17 protein-coding genes are annotated in these 19,965 nt (G+C 39.9%); 5 read left to right on the top strand and 12 right to left on the bottom strand.

What is annotated here, in order from left to right; translation table 11 throughout:
• Positions 1 to 2 precede the first annotated feature (2 nt).
• From G322_RS0100765 to G322_RS0100780, 4 genes are all read right to left on the bottom strand, one after another.
• Complete coding sequence (locus G322_RS0100765) at positions 3 to 926, bottom strand: LysO family transporter (protein WP_022939900.1); 924 nt, start codon at positions 924 to 926, stop codon at positions 3 to 5.
• Positions 927 to 1,110: 184 nt separating this feature from the next.
• Positions 1,111 to 1,590 (bottom strand): hypothetical protein, encoded by a 480-nt coding sequence (locus tag G322_RS0100770; RefSeq protein ID WP_022939901.1) that lies wholly within the window; start codon positions 1,588 to 1,590, stop codon positions 1,111 to 1,113.
• Complete coding sequence (gene rmuC, locus G322_RS19600) at positions 1,574 to 2,920, bottom strand: DNA recombination protein RmuC (RefSeq protein ID WP_022939902.1); 1,347 nt, start codon at positions 2,918 to 2,920, stop codon at positions 1,574 to 1,576. Before rmuC ends, G322_RS0100770 begins: the two co-directional genes overlap by 17 nt.
• Positions 2,920 to 3,171 carry a hypothetical protein gene (locus G322_RS0100780; protein ID WP_022939903.1) on the bottom strand — a complete coding sequence of 84 codons (252 nt, stop codon included), beginning with the start codon at positions 3,169 to 3,171 and terminating at the stop codon, positions 2,920 to 2,922. Before G322_RS0100780 ends, rmuC begins: the two co-directional genes overlap by 1 nt.
• A 241-nt stretch (positions 3,172 to 3,412) precedes the next feature.
• Between G322_RS0100780 and glmS the strand changes: the two genes are divergently transcribed.
• Entirely contained in the window at positions 3,413 to 5,236 is a 1,824-nt protein-coding gene (glmS, locus tag G322_RS0100785; protein WP_022939904.1) for a glutamine--fructose-6-phosphate transaminase (isomerizing), read from the top strand.
• Between the two features lie 185 nt (positions 5,237 to 5,421).
• On the top strand, positions 5,422 to 6,741 hold the full coding sequence (locus tag G322_RS0100790) for a GGDEF domain-containing protein (protein ID WP_022939905.1): 1,320 nt from the start codon (positions 5,422 to 5,424) through the stop codon (positions 6,739 to 6,741).
• On the opposite strand, the gene G322_RS0100795 is transcribed toward G322_RS0100790, so the two are convergent.
• Complete coding sequence (locus G322_RS0100795; RefSeq protein WP_022939906.1) at positions 6,738 to 7,178, bottom strand: YccF domain-containing protein; 441 nt, start codon at positions 7,176 to 7,178, stop codon at positions 6,738 to 6,740. The two genes, G322_RS0100790 and G322_RS0100795, sit on opposite strands and share 4 nt — an antisense overlap.
• A gap of 466 nt (positions 7,179 to 7,644) precedes the next feature.
• On the opposite strand from G322_RS0100795, the gene G322_RS0100800 reads away from it, so the two are divergent.
• The gene (locus G322_RS0100800) at positions 7,645 to 8,313 is read left to right on the top strand and encodes a hypothetical protein (RefSeq protein WP_022939907.1); all 669 of its coding nucleotides are present in this window, start codon (positions 7,645 to 7,647) and stop codon (positions 8,311 to 8,313) included.
• A 49-nt stretch (positions 8,314 to 8,362) separates the two neighbouring features.
• On the opposite strand, the gene fruA is transcribed toward G322_RS0100800, so the two are convergent.
• The 3 genes from fruA to fruB form a co-directional block, all read right to left on the bottom strand.
• A complete protein-coding gene (gene fruA / locus G322_RS0100805; RefSeq protein ID WP_022939908.1) occupies positions 8,363 to 10,105 on the bottom strand; it encodes a PTS fructose transporter subunit IIBC in 1,743 nt (580 codons plus the stop codon).
• A gap of 156 nt (positions 10,106 to 10,261) precedes the next feature.
• The gene (pfkB, locus tag G322_RS0100810; protein ID WP_022939909.1) at positions 10,262 to 11,239 is read right to left on the bottom strand and encodes a 1-phosphofructokinase; all 978 of its coding nucleotides are present in this window, start codon (positions 11,237 to 11,239) and stop codon (positions 10,262 to 10,264) included.
• A gap of 3 nt (positions 11,240 to 11,242) precedes the next feature.
• Complete coding sequence (gene fruB / locus G322_RS0100815; RefSeq protein ID WP_022939910.1) at positions 11,243 to 12,379, bottom strand: fused PTS fructose transporter subunit IIA/HPr protein; 1,137 nt, start codon at positions 12,377 to 12,379, stop codon at positions 11,243 to 11,245.
• Positions 12,380 to 12,644: 265 nt separating this feature from the next.
• Between fruB and cra the strand changes: the two genes are divergently transcribed.
• A complete protein-coding gene (cra, locus tag G322_RS0100820) occupies positions 12,645 to 13,622 on the top strand; it encodes a catabolite repressor/activator (RefSeq protein WP_022939911.1) in 978 nt (325 codons plus the stop codon).
• Between the two features lie 28 nt (positions 13,623 to 13,650).
• Complete coding sequence (locus G322_RS0100825; protein WP_022939912.1) at positions 13,651 to 14,124, top strand: GreA/GreB family elongation factor; 474 nt, start codon at positions 13,651 to 13,653, stop codon at positions 14,122 to 14,124.
• Here G322_RS0100825 and G322_RS0100830 read toward each other — a convergent pair.
• From G322_RS0100830 to yidC, 4 genes are all read right to left on the bottom strand, one after another.
• Positions 14,121 to 14,432, bottom strand: a complete 312-nt coding sequence (locus G322_RS0100830) for a hypothetical protein (RefSeq protein ID WP_022939913.1) — start codon at positions 14,430 to 14,432, stop codon at positions 14,121 to 14,123. The genes G322_RS0100825 and G322_RS0100830 overlap by 4 nt on opposite strands.
• Positions 14,433 to 15,318: 886 nt before the next feature.
• Complete coding sequence (locus tag G322_RS0100840; protein ID WP_022939915.1) at positions 15,319 to 16,251, bottom strand: porin; 933 nt, start codon at positions 16,249 to 16,251, stop codon at positions 15,319 to 15,321.
• A 256-nt stretch (positions 16,252 to 16,507) separates the two neighbouring features.
• Entirely contained in the window at positions 16,508 to 17,875 is a 1,368-nt protein-coding gene (gene mnmE / locus G322_RS0100845; RefSeq protein WP_022939916.1) for a tRNA uridine-5-carboxymethylaminomethyl(34) synthesis GTPase MnmE, read from the bottom strand.
• A gap of 385 nt (positions 17,876 to 18,260) precedes the next feature.
• Positions 18,261 to 19,964: a membrane protein insertase YidC gene (gene yidC / locus G322_RS0100850; RefSeq protein WP_022939917.1), complete on the bottom strand. Its 1,704-nt coding sequence runs from the start codon at positions 19,962 to 19,964 to the stop codon at positions 18,261 to 18,263.
• Position 19,965: the final 1 nt, after the last annotated feature.

Below are 19,965 nucleotides of genomic sequence, written 5' to 3' on the forward strand. Positions count from 1 at the left end.
GCTCAATGGTTAGCTGACAAGAAAAAAGTAATCAATATAGGTGCCAACAAGCTCAATAACAAACCACTTACCAGAGCAATGGGAATAATATCTTTGCTGCAAGTTTGCTTGATAATTGGCAAGGTTGAATCAAGCGATGTAGCCCCTCCCGCCCCGACACACTCTTTAGCAAAATTATGGCCAAACATATACATTAAAATGATGGCAAACAATTCACGGAAAAGATCTGTCATTAATGCGATAGCACCATAAGTCACCCCCATTTTACTGGAAACTAACACACCCGATAAAGAAAACCAGCCAAAACCACTTGATATAGCAAGCGAAGTCATTAAATCTTCACCGACAATAAGCGAAGAGATAGCACCACCACCAAAAGAGCCCACCACCACCAATAAAGGTATAAGGAGCACTGAAGGCGATCGCCATGCAGACGACAACTTAACGGATACAATGTCAATTCCGACACAAAAAATTAAAATATACAACAAGGTATCTGAAATGGGTAAATCATGTAGAGCCCCATTACTGTCGATAACAAACAACGAAAGAATAACGCCAATAAAAACCATTGATAAAGCAATCACACATTCCTTTATTGGTTCCATTATATTTATTTTCTTCTTTTCAATCGCATCAATTTGTTGCACTTCACTTGATTTACAAAAACTATAAATAAGCAAACATGCGCCTAATGTTGTGAATAACGCAAACACGCCCGCGGTGTATATTATGTTTCTAGCCGCGTCAGGATCTTTAAATATTTGCCCAAATTCCACACCGATTGAAAGAAGTAACAGCCAAACTAAAGGTCCTAGAACCTTTGAGGCTAGTGCGGGTAACTTGTTGGGTAAAGACTTCCCCAGTAAATAGCCTAACATTAAGGCGAATAATATCGGAAAAACTGAAGACAATATATCGATCATAACTTAAATAACCTGTTTCATTTGAGTGACACGACTCAGCCGTCGTGTCCATTTCATCATATTTTAAATATTGGAGATTCACTATTTAATAAAAAATATCAACCACTATTTCCCCAGAGGAAACTAACTTCACATCGTCGCTTCGTGATTATATTTTTAAAAAAGGTAATGCGTTTAAGCGAGCTTAATTTGTAAAATGCAAGGCGGGATCAGGTCGATTGCTCAGCATATATTCGTAAGTTTTAGCATTAAGTGTGCGACTGTTTTTTACCAATAAACAGATATCTTCCCATACCGTTTTAGATAACTCTAACTGTTCATTAATACGCCACTTTCTTGAGGTTAACTCACCCTCTTTGGTATGTTGAAAAGTTAAAATCGGGTAAGAATAATGCTTACCACTTTCTGTATTTTTTACTTCATGAGTAAATGACAAACCTTTAAAACCGGTATTAGAGCGCTTCGATTTAATATCATTACGCGCATATTTTAGTTGCAGTTTAAGCAACTGGCGCTCTTTATCTTGGGCACGTCGCAGTGCGGTAGAGTCGGTATACTTTTGATAGGAAAAATAAACTTGTTTCGACTTTCCATTAACACTGACCGAAACACGCACACCTGCCCATCCGCTTGAAAGATCACCGGGTTTATAAATTCGAATCATAATTAATTTTTTCCTGTTTACTTGCTTGTGAACATTCTACCAGTTGTTGAGGTAGGGGCTTATTAACAGTCACCCCCATCTCTTTCAGGGATTCTGCTTGTGCGATTAAATTACCACGCCCTTCGCTAAACTGTTTAAGGGCGTGGTCATAACTGTCTTGTGCTTTACCAAGTTGCACCCCCACATCTAACATATTCTCGCTAAACAGGCGTAATTTGTCATATAACTTACTGGCTTGATTTGCGATTAAACGCCCATTTTTTTCTTGCGAGTCAAAGCGCCATAAATTTTCAATGGTGCGTAAGGCAATCATCAAGTTGGTGGGGCTGGCTAATAATATATTATTGTCTAGAGCGAGTTTGACCAGCTCAGGATCATGCTCAATAGCAACGATAAAAGCAGGTTCAACTGCGACAAACAACAGTACATAATCTAAACTATTTGTGCCAATCAAATTTTGGTAATCTTTTTTAGCGAGTCCTTTTATATGCTGCCTAACTGAAAGACAATGCGCTTTTAACGCCTCTTTTTGCTCACTAATATCTTCACTGTTGAAAAAACGTTCATAAGCAAGCAGTGATACTTTTGAGTCAATAATAATATTTTTATTTTGTGGCAGATGCACCACTACATCGGGTAAAAAACGCTGACCCGCTTCATTTTTATAATGACTTTGGGTTTCATATTCATGCCCTTCTCGTAAACCAGAATTTTCCAAAATACGTTGTAAAACCACTTCTCCCCAGTTACCCATCTGTTTATTATCACCCTTTAACGCATTGGTCAGGTTACTGGTCTCTTTTTGCATTAACTGATTGATATTAGCTAGTTTTTTTATCTCTTCTTGCAAACTATAGCGCTCTTTACTCTCGTTAATATAACAACTATTAACCTGCTCTTTAAACCCTTCTAATTGCACTTTAAAAGGCGCTAATAGCTGATTTAAACTCTCTTGATTTAATGCTTTAAATTGTGCAGATTTATCATTAAAAATACGCTGAGATAGTAGTTCAAACTGGTTACTTAACTTCTCTTCTGTTGCCTGTTGATCACGTAAGCGTTGCTCACCCGCTTGTAAACGTACCTCTGATTCACGTAATCGAGCAATTAATTTACTGTTTTGCAACTGTAAACTTTCAGCCAACAATTGTGATGCTTCAAGTTCCGTTATTCGCGCTTGCAGTGACTGCTCCGAGAACTCACGTTCTTGTTCATTTAGTAGTTTAGTGATATTAAGTTGACTGTTAGTGCGTAGATATAGCCATAAAAATAGAAAAACAACAGAACAGAGGCTAACAACAACGGTTATTTCAATGGGGGAGAGGTTCATTAATACTCTAATTTTTTAAGGGCGGAGATAACGCGTTTATTACTGCGATTCCAACAGAGGAGGTAAATAAGGTAGATGGCAAAAACCATCCATTTATGAATATTTTTACCCTGATCTAAATCTTGAAAAGTGAAGCTACCATCATAACGATTCATCAGCATCACATAACCTAACATGATCAACGGGATCACAAACACCGAAGAGAGTTTCCACAGTAAAATTAAAAATTGACTAAGTTGAACGATAAACATGAAATTCTCCAATAACGATAACCTGTTATTTTAAACAGTTATTAATGATTTAGCGACCCACTTTAAAATAATCCCTCTATTTTGTGTTGTACTTCTCAGCCCTCTAGCATCATTAAACTGCAAAAACATGCACCATATACGTATTTATGCCTATTAGTTTATTTTAAATGCGCTATTATGCGCTTATAGACATGAGCATTGCATGTTTACCTTTGTTTGTAATCGTATTAGGAAGAAAATTATGTGTGGAATTGTGGGCGCGGTTGCGCAAAGAGATGTAGCCGCTATTTTAATTGCAGGATTAAAGCAACTTGAATATAGAGGTTACGATTCAGCAGGACTCGCCATTATCTCAGCAGACAAACAGTTACACTGTTTACGTCGCGTGGGCAAAGTGGAAAAGCTACAACAAGCGGTCATTGAATCTCCTGTATTTGGTGGAACGGGAATAGCGCATACGCGCTGGGCAACACATGGCATCGCCAACGAAACGAATGCACACCCGCACATTTCGCATCAACAGATTGCGGTAGTACATAACGGTATTATCGAAAATCATCAACAATTACGTCAGCAGTTAATTGAACAGGGTTATACGTTCAGCTCTGAAACCGACACGGAAGTGATCACTCACTTAACGCACTTTCACTTACAAACAACAGAAACACTGCTCGAAGCCGTGCAAAAAACCATTAAACAGCTGCAAGGTGCTTATGGCACAGTGATCATTGATAAAAACGATCCTGAGCAGATGATCGTGGCGCGCTCTGGTAGCCCATTAGTGATTGGTTATGGTTTAGGCGAACACTTTGTCGCATCTGATCCACTTGCACTTTTAGCGGTCACGCGTCGCTTTTCTTTTTTAGAAGAGGGAGATATTGCCCAAATTAGTCGTTTCTCTGTCAAAATTTTCGATGCTCAAGGTGATCCAGTCAAACGTGACATTGTAGAATCACAAACAAGCAATGAAAGTAATGATAAAGGCCAGTATAAACATTACATGCTCAAAGAAATTTTTGAGCAACCATTAGCACTGCAACGCACACTTGCAGGTCGTATACAGCAGCATAAAATTGCACCCGATTGCTTCCCTAACGAGAAACTTCAGGGGATTGAGCATATCCAAATTATTGCTTGTGGTACCAGCTATCATGCAGCATTAGTGGCACGTTACTGGTTTGAGTCGTTAGCGGGTATTAGCTGCAACGTTGAGATAGCCTCAGAGTTTCGTTATCGAAAATCAGTCACGCCAAAAAACAGCCTGTTAATCACCCTCTCACAATCGGGCGAGACAGCCGATACGTTAGCGGCATTAAGGCTTGCAAAGCAACTTGACTATCAAACCACATTGACTATCTGTAACAGCCCTGAATCCTCATTAGTGCGTGAATCTGATATCGCTTATATGATGAAAGCAGGCCGTGAAGTGGGTGTTGCTTCCAGCAAAGCCTTTACCGTACAGTTAGCAGCACTATTAATGCTCGTGGCAACACTCGGTCGCCAACATCAATTAAGCGCAGATCGCGAAAAACAAATAGTTGAAGCCCTACAAAGCTTACCGGCAAAAATAGAGCAGGTATTAGCCATGGAACAACAGATAAAGCAGCTTGCCGAGGGTTTTGCAGATAAACATCACAGCCTATTTTTAGGTCGAGGAGAGCAATACCCGATTGCCATGGAGGGGGCATTAAAACTAAAAGAGATCTCCTATATTCATGCCGAAGCTTATGCTGCAGGCGAGCTAAAACACGGTCCACTTGCCTTAGTTGATGCTGATATGCCAGTGATTGTAGTTGCACCTGACAATGAATTGTTAGAGAAGCTTAAGTCTAATGTTGAAGAAGTACGCGCACGTGGTGGTTTGATGATTGTATTTGCCGACAAGAATTCAGGCTTTAAAAGTGATGATACGATGCAGGTATTAGAGGTGCCACATTGCGATCCCATCATCGCTCCTATTGTTTACACCATTCCACTGCAACTACTGAGTTATCACGTCGCCCTCATTAAAGGCACCGATGTTGATCAGCCAAGGAATCTAGCAAAAAGCGTGACCGTAGAATAAAATTTTCCGAGTGCTCAAGGCGATGATTCATCGTCTTGAGCACTCAATAATAGGTACCAATACTCATTTAAAAAATATAAAATCTATCTAACGCATGTTTATCAAATGAACCGATTGAATTTGCCCGCTTGCCATTTTATCCTACCCCCCATTTAGATTAAATAAGTTGGTTAAAAGGTCATTTCATGAATTTCAGCTTGAGAACAATCTCTCTACTGTTGCTAATTACTACAACATTATTGGCTTTATTCGCTTATGACAAAGGGATCTATAAAACCTATACCATTGATCTAACAAGACAGACCCAAATGGGGTTTAATACCGACCTCTCACAAGGGGGTGAAACAACGGCTGAGATTAGCTATACCGATGAAGGTATCGTGCTTAACTGCAGTATTAGTTTGGAATATCAATGGCCCTACTGCGAGTTAAAAATTCACTTAGCGGAGCGAGCAGACCAAGGTGCCTTTGATTACGCACAGGGTGTAGACCTTTCTTCTTATACCGAAGTGTTTATTAATATCAGCACACAGGGTAAAAATAACGATCAAATCCGCTTTTATATGCGTAATTTCAATCCCGCTTATACCAATCTTAATAGCGACGGTAACTCACTTAAAATCAATGAAGTTCAGTACACCCCTAACGAGTATCCCAACGGTAAATACATTCCTATCAAAGATTTTAATGTTGTTTCATGGTGGTTGCAAGCACGTGATATTCCACTAGAACTACGTGGTGTTGAAATCAGTAATGTGCCACTGCTAACCATTGCTTCTGGCGGATTAGTTGATGAGGGAGAGATGACCATTATCGTAAAAGAGCTTTATTTTCGTTACAACCTAATCAGTAAAGAAAATATTCTTTTTGCTGTGATTGCGATGTGGTTTTTTAGTGCCATTATCGTATTACTATTACAGCTTAAATCATTCCACTATCGACTTAATTATTCTAAAAACCAACAACGAAAACTGAGCGAGGTGATGCATGCCTTAAAACTTGAAAAAGTACAGTTAGAAAAACTGGCAAAACGAGATGCATTAACGGGATTAAGGAATCGTGTCGGGTTAAGTAAATACCTTATTGAGGGTGAAGAAAAAGCACAGGATCACAATATCCCATTTAGTTTGATCTTTGTGGATATCGATTTTTTTAAAAAAATTAACGACCAACATGGCCACAATGTGGGTGATCAGCTTTTAATTCAGTTTGGTCGCTCCATTAGCGAAAATATTCGCCAACAAGATAAACTTGCCCGCTGGGGAGGCGAAGAGTTTATTATTTTATGTATGGACACGCAGCAAGATAAAGCGGTCACTTTAGCAGAAAAATTATGTAAGTTGCTTGCCGACAAACCGCTGTTAGATGGTATTACTATCACCGCAAGTTTTGGTATTGCACAGCTACATAAGGACGAATCAACCACCTCATTTTTAGAGCGTGCTGATAACGCCCTATACAAAGCCAAAACGAATGGTCGAAATCAGGTACAAGCAGCAGACTAAAGCCGGCGACTATTCGCAACCCTTGCTGCTTCTGCAATCTCTTTAGAAACAATCGTTTGCCCAATTGGGGCAAACGAGATAATCGCCAGTTTCAGGTGCTGAATCGCAAACGGAATACCAATAATCGTTATCGCACAGGCCACTGCAGAAATAAGATGGCCTAATGCTAACCATATTCCTGCAACAATACACCAAATAACATTACCGACTAACCCCCACTCACCGGTACCAATATCATCACTCCCTGTTAAATACTTTCTCTCTATCGGCTCTTTACCAAAAGGCATAAATGAGAAGTTACCAATAATAAAACAGGCCTTTGCCCACGGAATACCAACAATAGTGCACAATGCCAACAAGCCCATCAACCACCATGCGAGTCCCATAAAGATGCCTCCAAATAGCAGCCAAATAATATTACCAATCAATGCAATCATAGTGTTTCTCAATGAAAAATAAAAAGAGAGAATAATAAATAGAGTAGAAGGAAGCAAATAATAGATTTTTTCAAGAAGCTCTAAAAAATTAACCACGAAGGCACAAAGAAAGATAAATTAATTTTTCTTCATGTTCTCTGTGTAACACAGTGGTTTTGCGGTTATATTTTTTGCGCTATTGATGTTTAAAAATTACAATACACGTACTGATTGGGATAGGGTTTGGGCTAGAAACCTACCCGAAGGATTTAGGGAGGTTTCTAGCTAACCAAAGCAGTTCAAGTGATGTTGTGCAAGACACCAAATCAACAAAAAGAATAATAACAAAGCATAAAACCAAATGCAAATGATAATTGATATTATTTGAGATATCTTTAAATATAAACTTTATCATACGAATTATAAGTCTGCTTGAGCAACCGACTCTGATACAGTGAGTCCTCTCAAAACAACCTGACGAAATACTATGAGCCATGATCCTGTAATCAAAAATCCTTTAATTGAAATTCCCTTTAATTTCCGTAATAGCTGCTGGTTTTGTGGTGAGCCGAACGATAAAAAGATTAACTTTCCTAAAAAGGCTTATGAAGCCAATATTGTTAACCATGAACCGATCTGTCTACCCAGCTGTAAAGAGTGTGCAGGTATTGTCCAGCGTGGTGCTTTTGTCTCCATTTACGCTTACCGTGATGCCATTAAACAAGCCTTGATCAAGAAGCATCAAAAGGTATTAAGCATCGGCTCAAATTGGACAAAGCAAGAGTTAGCAGAATCTGAATTAGAGGGCAGTGCTTTTGAGGGGTTTAAACGCAGTGCATGGCCAATGTTTGAGATGATGCAGGCACGTATCAATTATAAAGGTTGGTCAGTGGTGATTAATAATGATCAACTAATTGAAGAGCAAGATAACGAGCTTTTTGAATTTGATGGGGTGAGTTATATCTGCTTAGATGATGCGGTGACCCACGCCATAAAAACCTTCTTTTTAGATGAACAGCTTTTTACCCGTGTTTTGAGTGTGTTAGGAAAAGCGAAGTTTTCACAAACGATCCGCTTATGCCGTTTATACCCACACCTAACCAGCAAAAATCGGGAAGCGGTATTTTTAGAGATCTTAGAGAGTATTGGTTTATAACATCAAAAAAGAGGCGCTTTCATTGCTGGCCAGCGCCCCTCAAGATCTCTTATACTGCGACAAACGATCTCTTTTCTGCTTTGTTTTTCAAGAAAGCATAGGTGAAACCCGTTACTGCTGTACCTGCTGCAATTGCCACTAAATACATAAAGACAGGTGAGATTGCATTAGGAATGAGTAGCACAAACAGACCACCATGTGGTGCTAATAATTCTGCACCAAAGAACATAGACAAACCACCTGTCAATGCTCCACCCGCCATACAGCTAGGAATGACGCGCATCGGATCTTTTGCTGCGAATGGAATTGCACCTTCACTGATAAAACATAAACCCAATACAAACGATGCTTTACCCGCTTCACGCTCGGCAGCTTCAAATTTATTTTTAACCAAAAAGGTCGCTAATCCCATTCCTAGCGCAGGCACCATACCTGCCGCCATAATTGCAGCCATTGGACCATAGGTTTGCGACGCTAATAGACCCACACCAAATGTGTAAGCCGCTTTGTTGACAGGGCCGCCTAAATCGAAACACATCATACAACCAAGAATAACACCTAATAACACCGCATTGGTTGAACCCATGCTATTTAAGAAATCAGTCAATCCAGACATAATCGCAGAAACAGGGCCTCCAACGATGTAAACCATCACTAAGCCGGTAAATAAACTCGCCACAAACGGAATAATTAAGATAGGTTTAAGTGCTTCCATTGATTGTGGAAGTGAGAGCTTATCGGCAATAAATTTTGCTGCATAACCGGCAATGAAACCCGCGACAATCCCGCCTAAGAAACCTGCACCCATTGAACTCGCTAACATACCACCAATCAAACCGGGGGCTAAACCTGGACGATCTGCAATCGAAAAAGCGATAAAACCAGCAAGCACAGGAATCATCAGCGCAAATGCAGCACCACCACCTATATCCATCAAGGTTGCGGCCATTGTCCCCTCCTCTTTAAATGCTTCAATCCCAAAGACAAAAGACAGTGCAATCAACAAACCACCTGCAATCACCACAGGCAACATATGTGAAACACCGGTCATAAGATGTTTATACATCCCCTTTGTCTCTTCTGTTTGCGCCGTATTTGCATCTCCTGAAGCTTGGAAAATCGGTGCATTGGCAAATGCTTTATTCATCTCCTGCTCAGTTTTCTTAAGCGCTAAACTGGTACTGGTTTTATAAAGACGTTTACCATTAAACTGCCCCATTGGCACGTCAATATCCGCCGCGATAATCACCAAATCGGCTTCTAATATATCTTGTGCAGTTAACTGATTCTTTGCACCTACCGAGCCACGTGTTTCAACTTTAATGATGTGTCCTTGGCGTTTAGCTTCTACTTCTAATGCTTCAGCTGCCATAAAAGTATGGGCAACACCTGTTGGGCAGGCGGTTATCGCAACAATTTTTTTAACTTGATTAACATCGGTTGCACTCTCTTTTTTCACCGTGATGGCCTTACCCGCAACAAGCTCAGTCGCGGCACTCACCGCTTCTTCTAACCAAGCTTGTGCATTGGATGTGCATTCAGAAATTGTACCTTGATATACTTTTTTACCAATAAAACGAGTGGTATCCACCTGCGTATTTGATGCAATGATAATCGCATCTGCTTTATCAATAACCGCTGCTGTTAACAACTCAACAGGCAATACCGTTGATTGGCATTCAATAGAGGCTTTCCAGTTTAATTTATCACTCGCTTGCGCTAATAAACCAGCCGCAATGATGCTGTTTGCTACGCCACTTGGGCATGCGGTAACGATGGCTATATTTTTCATATTTTATCCTTAAACTATTAATAAACGTCTTATTAAGCAATACCTTCGCCCATTTTGATTTAAGCTTAAAATGGCATTTTACACCAATATAAATCAAATACTTACAGGCAAAAAAGTGGCCAAAATGGGTTGGTTTCCATTTTGGCAAAGGTATCGTTAAAGTGTTGTTGAAATCGGGTTATGTAGGGTGACTTGTTTCTGTAACGCTTTTACATCTTCAATACCGGCTACGCCGACCCCCACCTGCGCAACCGCTAAAGCAGAAAGTGCAGTAGCAAAAGAAAGTATTTGCTTAGGAGGCCATTGATTCACATGCCCCCAACACAGGCCAGCCACTAACGTATCACCCGCACCAACGGTGCTGACAATGTGCATTTTAGGGGGTTGAGCGTAAAGCCATGATGATTGATTTTTCTCGTTTTCACTTAACCACATCACCCCTTTTTCGCCCAATGAAACTACGACATTTTTAATGCCTTTAGCAACAAGCTGTTGCGCCACTTGTTGGCACGCTTCAGGTGTTTTCAAAGCGCGACCAGCAAATTCAGATAGCTCTTCATCATTGGGTTTAATTAACCAAGGTTGCGCCTCTAACCCTGCAGCTAATGCCGCACGGCTACTATCAAAAATAACTTTTTTGCCCATTTTTTGTAATTTTTTAATCCAACTTGCGCATAACGCAGGCGAAATACCCGTTGGTAAACTGCCAGCAAGGACAAAGAAATCATGTGTTTTAGCGAGTTTAAACAGAGAATGTTCAAACTCCTCAATAGCTTGTGCAGATATCTCAATGCTAGGAAAATTAATATCACTCACTTGGCCATTTTTTTCGACTAACTTAACGTTAATACGTGTCGCACCATCAACGCGAATAAAGGCATCTTTTGCATTCATCTCTTTAAATAATTGACAAAACAGGGTTTGATTATCACGCCCTAAAAATCCCGTTACTGTCACTTGCAGACCTAAATCAGATAATACTTTAGCGACATTAACGCCTTTACCCGCAGCATGAAGCGAGCCTTTATCCACTAAGTTCACTGAGCCTGCACTCAATGTGTGCAGATTTCCTGTTAGATCTAAGGCAGGGTTCAAGGTGATAGTCACAACGTTGCTTTTTATTAAATTTGTCATCAACTAGCCCTCACTCAGACCAGAAGCAATCGCTTCACCAATACCAACAAGCGCCTCTTTTGCATCCACACCGTCAGCCGTAAATTGCAATGAGTGACCATGTTTGACACCCAGTCCAATCACTTTCATTAAGCTTTTGGCATTCACCGGTTTTTTATCACCATCAATATTTAAGACCGTGATCGTTGCTTGATATTTTTTCACCGCGGCCACTAACATCGCACTAGGGCGAGCGTGTAAACCGTGAGTATTGTGGATTTTAAACAGTGCAGTATTATCTGCTTTCTTATCTACGTTAGCTTGCTGCGCCGAGGGTGAGAACATCTCCATTAATTGATCCGCTGTTGCTGATAACAATTTCTGCTGTTGTTGCTGAAAGATTATCTCTGTGAGCCGCGTTAAAAACGGTTGGTGTAGTGCATTACAAGCACTGATAGCAATCAAACCTTTCACAGGTAAGCCATTAAACTGACAATCCTTTTCCGTTGTCAGCATAGAAATAGCCGTACGTTTAGCCCCTTTATCACTGCTTAATAGCCATAAACCATTGCCTAAATAGCTAGGCGTTTTGGTGACCAACTCAGCAACAAATTGCGCGTTAACACTACCATTATTTTTTAATAAACCGCCCGCCACAGCGCTCATCTGAATCATCTCTGTTGCTGGAAAATTTAATTGGATTAATGAACGATTAAAGTCGAGTTCAAACTGTACGTCGCCATTAAGTAGCGCGAGTATGTCAGCTTTGTTTTTCGCTTTTTTGAATTTTTCTTCGACGCCATCAGCAGAAAGTACCTTGGTGAGTGACTTTAAAATACCAAGATGCTGATCCGATTTAGCGGCAATGCCAATTGCCACATAAACCACATTGCCATCCCCCCAATTTACCCCATGAGGAAAATGATGAACAACAACACCCGTTTTATTAACTAAATCACGGGTCTCAGTTGTCCCATGAGGAATCGCGATGCCATTACCTAGAAATGTCGAGTTTTGTGACTCTCGATTTAACATCCCCTCAAGGTACTTATCTGCCACCAAACCACTGTCTATTAGTTGCTTGGCAATTGCCTTAATAGCGACTATTTTATCGCTTGCCACTTGTTGCAGGGTAATATCATTATCGGTCAATTTCAGCATCGCTTTTCGCCTCTCGCTCATTATAAGTTCAGTGATTAACTATTTTGCTAAATCGATTCAGCAAAATAGTTAAAAAAATTCAACAAATGTTTTCTTGTTTCTAAATCGCCTTAAAGCGTAAAAATAAGCACCTCATTTAAGAGAGCAAAAACATTGCTGAATCCTTTCAGCTTCCATACTGAATCGATTCAGCGTATAATTCAAGCCATAAAAAGATCAAAACTAAATTTGTATGATCTGAGTCACGCAATTCAAGGAATCTTTCATGACATTAGATAAAATAGCCAAACTTGCGGGCGTTTCCAAAACCACTGCAAGTTATGTCATTAATGGTAAAGCAAAAAAATATCGTATCAGTGAAAAGACCCAATTAAGGGTGATGGCAGTTGTTAATGAACACAACTTTCGCCCCGATCACGCAGCTACTGCATTACGTGCAGGAAGCAGTCGATCGTTTGGTTTAATCATTCCAGATCTTGAAAATAGCAGTTATGCCAAATTAGCGAAACTACTGGAGTTCAACTCTCGCAAAGCGGGTTATCAAATCTTAATAGGTTGCTCTGACGATGATCCTGAAACAGAAAAAAATGTAGCACAAGCCTTGATCAGTCGACGTATTGATGCCCTCTTTGTCGCCAGTGCACTGCCAGATGGCAGCGAGTATTATCTAAACTTACAGGAGCAAGGTACGCCTATCATTGCCATTGACCGTGCGTTAGATGATGAGCATTTTGGTTGTATTATCAGTGAAGATTTTAATGCAGCTTACCAGTTAACGCAGTCAGTCATTAAAAAGGGGATTAAATCGATTGGCCTCATTGGCGCATTGCCAGAATTAAACATCTCTCGTCAACGCCACGCAGGATTTGAAGCACAAGTAAAAGAGCAGGGTTTATCAAGCATCACAGGGTATGGCGACCATTTTAACAATGCATCAGGTAAAGCTATTTTTGAACAATGGATCAAAGAAGATAATATGCCAGATGCCATTATCACCACCTCTTATATGCTGCTTGAAGGTATTTTAGATGTGCTGATTGAGCAACCTACATTAATGTCTACCCTAAAACTGGGTACCTTTGGTGATAATCGTTTATTAGACTTTTTACCCATTAAAATTAACTCACTTCCGCAGCAATTTGAACTTATTGCCGATAGCGCACTGGCACTGGGCTTAAACGCATGCGCTAAACGTTATCAAACAGGAATAGAGTTAATAGCAAGAAAGATTGTGATTCGCTAAAAATGATGACAAATAACTTAGGTAAACTATGAATAAACAACGGTTATTAGAACAATTCTTAATTGCATTAAATGCGGTATTTCAAAACGCGATTAATGCGGCACAACGGGCACATGATACTGCTACCGATAACGAAAATATTGCAGAAAATAAATATGATACCTTGGCCTTAGAAGCCAGCTATTTAGCCCAAGGGCAATCTGTTCGTGTTGAGCAGTGTGCGAGTGATCTTCAGGCTTTCAAAAAGCTGAATAATACCGCGTGCGAAAAGGTCAGCCTCGGTGCGTTAGTACTTTTGTTAGATGAAAAAGATAATGAAAAATGGCTGTTTTTGGGACCTGTAGCCGGTGGTTTGAAAGTGTTTTTTGAAGGTAAAAGCATTGTTGTTATCACACTAAGCTCTCCATTAGGACAAGCGATCAATCAAGCAGACGTCGGTCAAGAGGTGAGTGTCAATATTGGCGGTAATCTTATCGGTTATGAAATCATGCAAATTTTTTAATCCATTAACGATTCAAAATCAGGCTCTGGCGCTAAACGTGAGCGTGCCTCTGCCGCACTGAAATATTCTTTATCCGCTAATAAAGCCGTTAACTTTTCCACTGTAAATGTTTCACTGTTCAAGCCACTTTGTAAGCGTTGTAAACACTTCTTGCTGATGGTTTGTTCATCTAGCTGTAGATATTCTCGGCAAAAATAGAGCTGTGGAATGGAAAAAGCAAAAGCACTCAGTTGTGCCAGATGCATAGCATCAAGTTGTCGCGTTAATTGCTCAAGTGAAACACTGATATTTAAAAGTGTATTAGTCATAAAACGACTCCAAACAGAAAGACAGTAAAGACTGTACAGGAAACAAGGAGGGAATGAAAAGGCAAGTGAACACTGACCCTTGTACACACATCTAAAAAGTACGTGCTTTAGTCATCGTCTTACACCCAACTGAAGCTTTAATTCATATTAAAAGAAGTTTATTGCAGGCAATGAAAAGGGCAGCCGAAGCTGCCCTTAATTAGTCACTCTATCCAATCCTTGATAGTTGGTGCTCCCTGCTCTGCATCCTTTTGACTATGCCCATCTAGGCGTCCACTTCCCAATCCATTGGGCACTTCCATATTATATCCATATAAGATAAACATCCTGTTTATCAATCATCTCCCTTTCCTTAGGAGGTGTCCTTCACTTGTCATCCTGACTAATAATAACCATCCTAGTTATTATATCCCTTCATCCTGAAAGGTGTTCCTTAACTACATCCTGTAGTTTGTTCCTTTGTTTTCCATAACGATAAAACATCCTGTTTTATCACTTCTCATCCTGAGAATGTCCACGTTGTCATCCTGACAATGTAATCCGCTGAAACTTACATCCTGTAAGTCACTTCGTGTTTACGAAAGGTATAATACGATGCAAGTAAACAAATTAAGTGTATAAAAACCACCAAAGTAGATCACCGAAACATCAAAAACAACAAAAGATATAATAATCAGTAACTTATGTTAAATTAAAATAAAATAGGGCAGATATAAATACTTTATTACCACTATATCCCAAGTTAAAAATGGTCAATCTCTTACAACTTATTTTTATTCAAAAAAGATCTTTCTATAACTCATGAAAAAACCGTCTTATACAAATTGCAGTAAAAAAATCCCAACCTAAGTTGGGATCTTTATTATCACTTTATTCAACAATATGATTAGAAGTTGTAACGTAAGCCAACTAATAATTCATTATCTTTATTATCTAAGTTATTAACTTTGTATGAAGCGATTGTACGGATAGATTTGTTGAAACGGTATTGCGCTTCAAATGCGAAGAAATCTTGAGAATCAATAGTCACGCTATTTAATTCATTTTCAGCCAAGCCAACGATAGCGATTAAACGAAGCTCTTTAGTCAATTTGTACTGCACAGCAGCTTCGAACGAAGTGAAGTCAGCAAGAGCACCATTAAAGTAATCCCCATCAGAAGCTTCACCAACTGCGTAAGATGCTGAAACATATAGGTCATTCCATGTGTATGCAGCCGCTAGTGTTGCTTGATTTTCTTCATCTTGATCTGCGTAAGAAGTCGCTAAGTCAAGACCAAAGTCAAACGCGTAAAGTGCAGAAATTGCAAAGGCGTCCATGTCTTTATCTTCTATCGCTTGGTAATCAACTTGAACAGTTAATGCATCAGCAAAGGTGCCTGAGTAAAGGAAGGTATTCGCTTGCTTATCAGAAGTAGAAGCGATGTACTGTTGCTGACCAGAGTGGTAAGACGCGATATCGGTCATATCTGAAACTTGCACGTTAGCTGTATCTTGTTTACCGTAAGAGAAATCACCAATTTGTGTGCCAAAACCGGCAAATAGGTAACGGGTTGTAATTTCAGAGTCAGGTTTAATTTCATATTCCATGAAACCAAAACCCGTTAGGTTTTCAGAGATTTGTGTTTGGCCAGCGAAGTTAATACGTGCACGGCTTTTATCTTTCATTGTGCCTTCAAACTCATCGCTGAATAGACCACGAACTTCAGCACGACCGCCAATTTTCATTGTTGTGCCATCTTGGTCATATACTGTTGCTGCGCCTGCTGTTGCAGAGATTAGGCCAGATAAAATTGCTGTTGCTAATAGAGTTTTTTTCATGATTATTCCATGTTTTATTTAAAGGTTATTATAGTTAATTTTGGTTCAAATTATGTTTAGCGACTTGTAAGCCGTTGACAAAAAAGAGCTTAGACCTTTTCTATGACAAATTTGTGACAACCTTGCGAATTCTGTCAAAAAATGATCTGAAGGCAATTTTGCAAACGATAGTAATGAGAACAGTTATCAATATCAAGATAATTTGTTAAAAAATGAAAAAAACAGTTTTTTATGCCTATTTAATGGCACTTTTTGCTTATTTACCAATACAAAAACTGGAAAAAATACGCCCAAGCAGATCATCCGAACTAAATTCACCAGTAATTTCACTGAGATATTGCTGTGTTAAACGTAACTCTTCAGCTAATAATTCACCCGCTTTATACTCTTCCAGTTGCACTTTACCTTCGAGCAGATGTCTCTGTGCATTATCAATTGCTTCTAAATGGCGACGACGTGCCATAAAACCACCGCCTGTAGCACCTTGATAACCCATGATCTCTTTAAGATGATCCTTTAGTGGCTGTAAACCAAGCCCTGTTTTGGCAGAGATACGATACACAGGATGCAAATGATCTTCTGTTACCGCTAATGACTCGCCCGTCAAATCTGCTTTATTACGCACCACAGTTAACCCGACTGATTCTGGTAATTTATCAATAAAATCGGGCCAAATTTCATAAGGATCTTCTGAATCCGTGGTGGTTGCATCAAGCATAAATAGAACGCGATCAGCACTTTGAATCTCTGCCCATGCGCGCTCAATGCCTATCTTTTCAACTTCATCAGCACCTTCACGCAATCCTGCAGTATCGATAATATGCAGTGGCATACCATCAATATGGATATGTTCACGCATGACATCACGGGTAGTACCTGCAATATCGGTGACAATGGCACTCTCTTTACCAACAAGAAGATTCAGTAAACTCGATTTACCCGCATTAGGACGACCCGCAATCACTACTTTCATGCCATCTCGTAAAATAGCACCCTGCTTTGCTTGTGCTTTTACGGCATCAAGATTTTCTATAATTTGATAAAGATCCGCGGCTATCTTGCCATCACTGAGAAAATCGACCTCCTCTTCGGGGAAATCAATTGATGCTTCAACATAGATGCGAAGATGAATCAGGCTTTCCACCAACGCATTAATTTTATTGGAAAATTCACCTTGTAAAGAGTGCAACGCGCTTTTAGCAGCTTGCTCTGAAGTGGCTTCTATTAAATCAGCAATCGCCTCAGCTTGTGCTAAATCGAGCTTATCGTTCATGAATGCGCGTTCAGAAAACTCACCCGGGTTCGCGCTACGGATATTTTTTATGGTCAAAATGGCTTTAATGATCATATCCATCACCACCGGCCCACCATGGCCTTGTAATTCTAAAACATCTTCACCGGTAAATGAGTGAGGCGCTTTAAACAGCAGTGCAATACCTTGGTCTAATACGTCACCTTGTGGATCATTAAAAGGCAGGTATTCGGCATAACGCACTTTAGGTATTTTACCTAAAATGATCTTCGCCACCGCTTCAACATCAGGCCCTGAAACACGAATAATACCCACACCACCACGACCTGTTGCTGTTGCCTGTGCAACAATTGTATCTGTGACTTCAATCATAATAAAAACCACCCGTTATATAACGTTAGCTTCACCTCGTATTTTGCATATTGAAGCAATGCCTACCAATACTATGCAGTTAAGGTGTTTTGTGTAAAAGAAACTGTAAATGCTCAAGACTAAGCCATGTACGCCTAATTCAAGGCGAAAAAGCGCAGTTTAGTCGTTAAATACTGCGTACATCCTGTACTCCGCCCAATGGGCCATCCTCCGGATGTTCAAATACATTCCCGATGTATTTGTGAGTATTTTTAAACACGGTTATCGCAAGATAACTGAAGCTTAAATTTAAACAAACCTTACATAGCGACAACTTGAGTAGTTACATAGTAAAAAGCAAAAAGGCGACTAATAAGTCGCCTTTTTTATCTGCTTGAAGAGAGAGTTATTTCTTTTCAATCAAGTTCTTTTTATCACTTGAGCCTTTTTTCTCGGTCAAACCCTGTTTTTCAAACTGCTTATAGATATAAGTTTGTTGAATCAGGGTAACAATATTACTGACTAACCAGTATAGAACCAGACCGGCTGGGAACCATAAGAAGAAGAAAGTAAAGATAATAGGCATAAACTTCATTATCTTCTGCTGCATTGGGTCTTGCACTTGTGTTGGAGACATCTTCTGAATAAAGAACATGCTCACACCCATCAAGATAGGCAGAATGTAATAAGGGTCTTGTACCGACAGATCTTGAATCCATAACACAAACGGTGCATGACGTAGTTCAACCGCTTCCATTAATGACCAGTATAAAGCAATAAAGATAGGCATCTGTAGAAGAATAGGGAAACAACCACCGAGTGGGTTCACTTTCTCTTTCTTGTACATCTCCATCATCGCTTTAGATACTTTTTGTTTGTCATCACCGAAACGATCACGCAGTGCTTGAATCTTAGGCTGTAACAGACGCATCTTCGCCATTGAAGTATACTGTGCTTTAGTCAATGGATATAACGAACCTTTCACCGTAAAAGTAATTAAGATGATTGCTAAACCCCAGTTGCCAACAATACCTTGGAAAAACAGTAGTAGTTGAAATAATGGCTGTGCAATAAACCATAACCAACCGTAATCCACCGTCAGATCAAGGTTGTCCGCTAGCTGTCCCATCTCATTTTGTAACTTAGGACCCACCCAAAGGTTCGCTTCAATATTAGCAATACTGTGTGCATCAATTGTTTGTACTGGCGCTTTAAAACCAATAGCGGCATCTTTACCATGAATAATATTACTGTATAACTCGTTGGTTTGATCGCTTGCTGGTATCCACGCAGAAACAAAGTAATGCTGTAGCATTGCTACCCAGCCACCTTCTGTATTTTTGCTTAATGCATCATCTTGCATATCATCAAAACTGTATTTTTTGTAACGCGTTTCTGACGTTGAGAATGCTCCACCACGGTAGACAGGCATCATCATATTAGTACCAGTGTCTTGGATGGTCTCTTTAAGTTGACCATATAACTGCACGTCTAACGCACTGTCACTGTTATTTTCAATAGTATATTTTACATTAACAACATACTCACCACGCTTCAGCGTGAATGTTTTAGTAAACACATTACCGTGACTATCGACAAAACGAAGGGCTGCAGAAACTTGATTTTGACCTTCTGTGATCACCGTTTTATCAGTCGTTACACTATAAAAAGGACGCCCTTTTTTATTTGCGTCTGGGCCTTGGCCGATCAAACCACTCTGGGCAATATAAGTAAAACCATTACCGCTGTCTAAAAGACGGAAAGGCGTTTCAGAGTCCATTTCAACGTCATGTTCAAGTAGATCAGCTGTAATAACATCACCACCAATCAGCGAGATAGCAATACGTAGTTTATCACTCTCTAAAATCACAGATTCATTGGTTGCTAACTGTGTTGGCACTTCATTGTTAACCGCAACGGCCTCAGTTGATGTGGGTACATCAGCACTGAAATTGCGACTTGAAGGTACAGAAGAGGTATTCTTCGTTGTTTGCTCAGTCGTTTGTGCTTGCGCAACAGGCTGAGGATTTTGTTCTACTACCCATGCTTGATAAAGCAAAAAGCTTACAAACAGCAGGGCAAGTAGCAATAAATTGCGTTGGGATTCCATA

This window comes from Psychromonas hadalis ATCC BAA-638 (assembly GCF_000420245.1).
Taxonomy (GTDB): domain Bacteria; phylum Pseudomonadota; class Gammaproteobacteria; order Enterobacterales; family Psychromonadaceae; genus Psychromonas; species Psychromonas hadalis.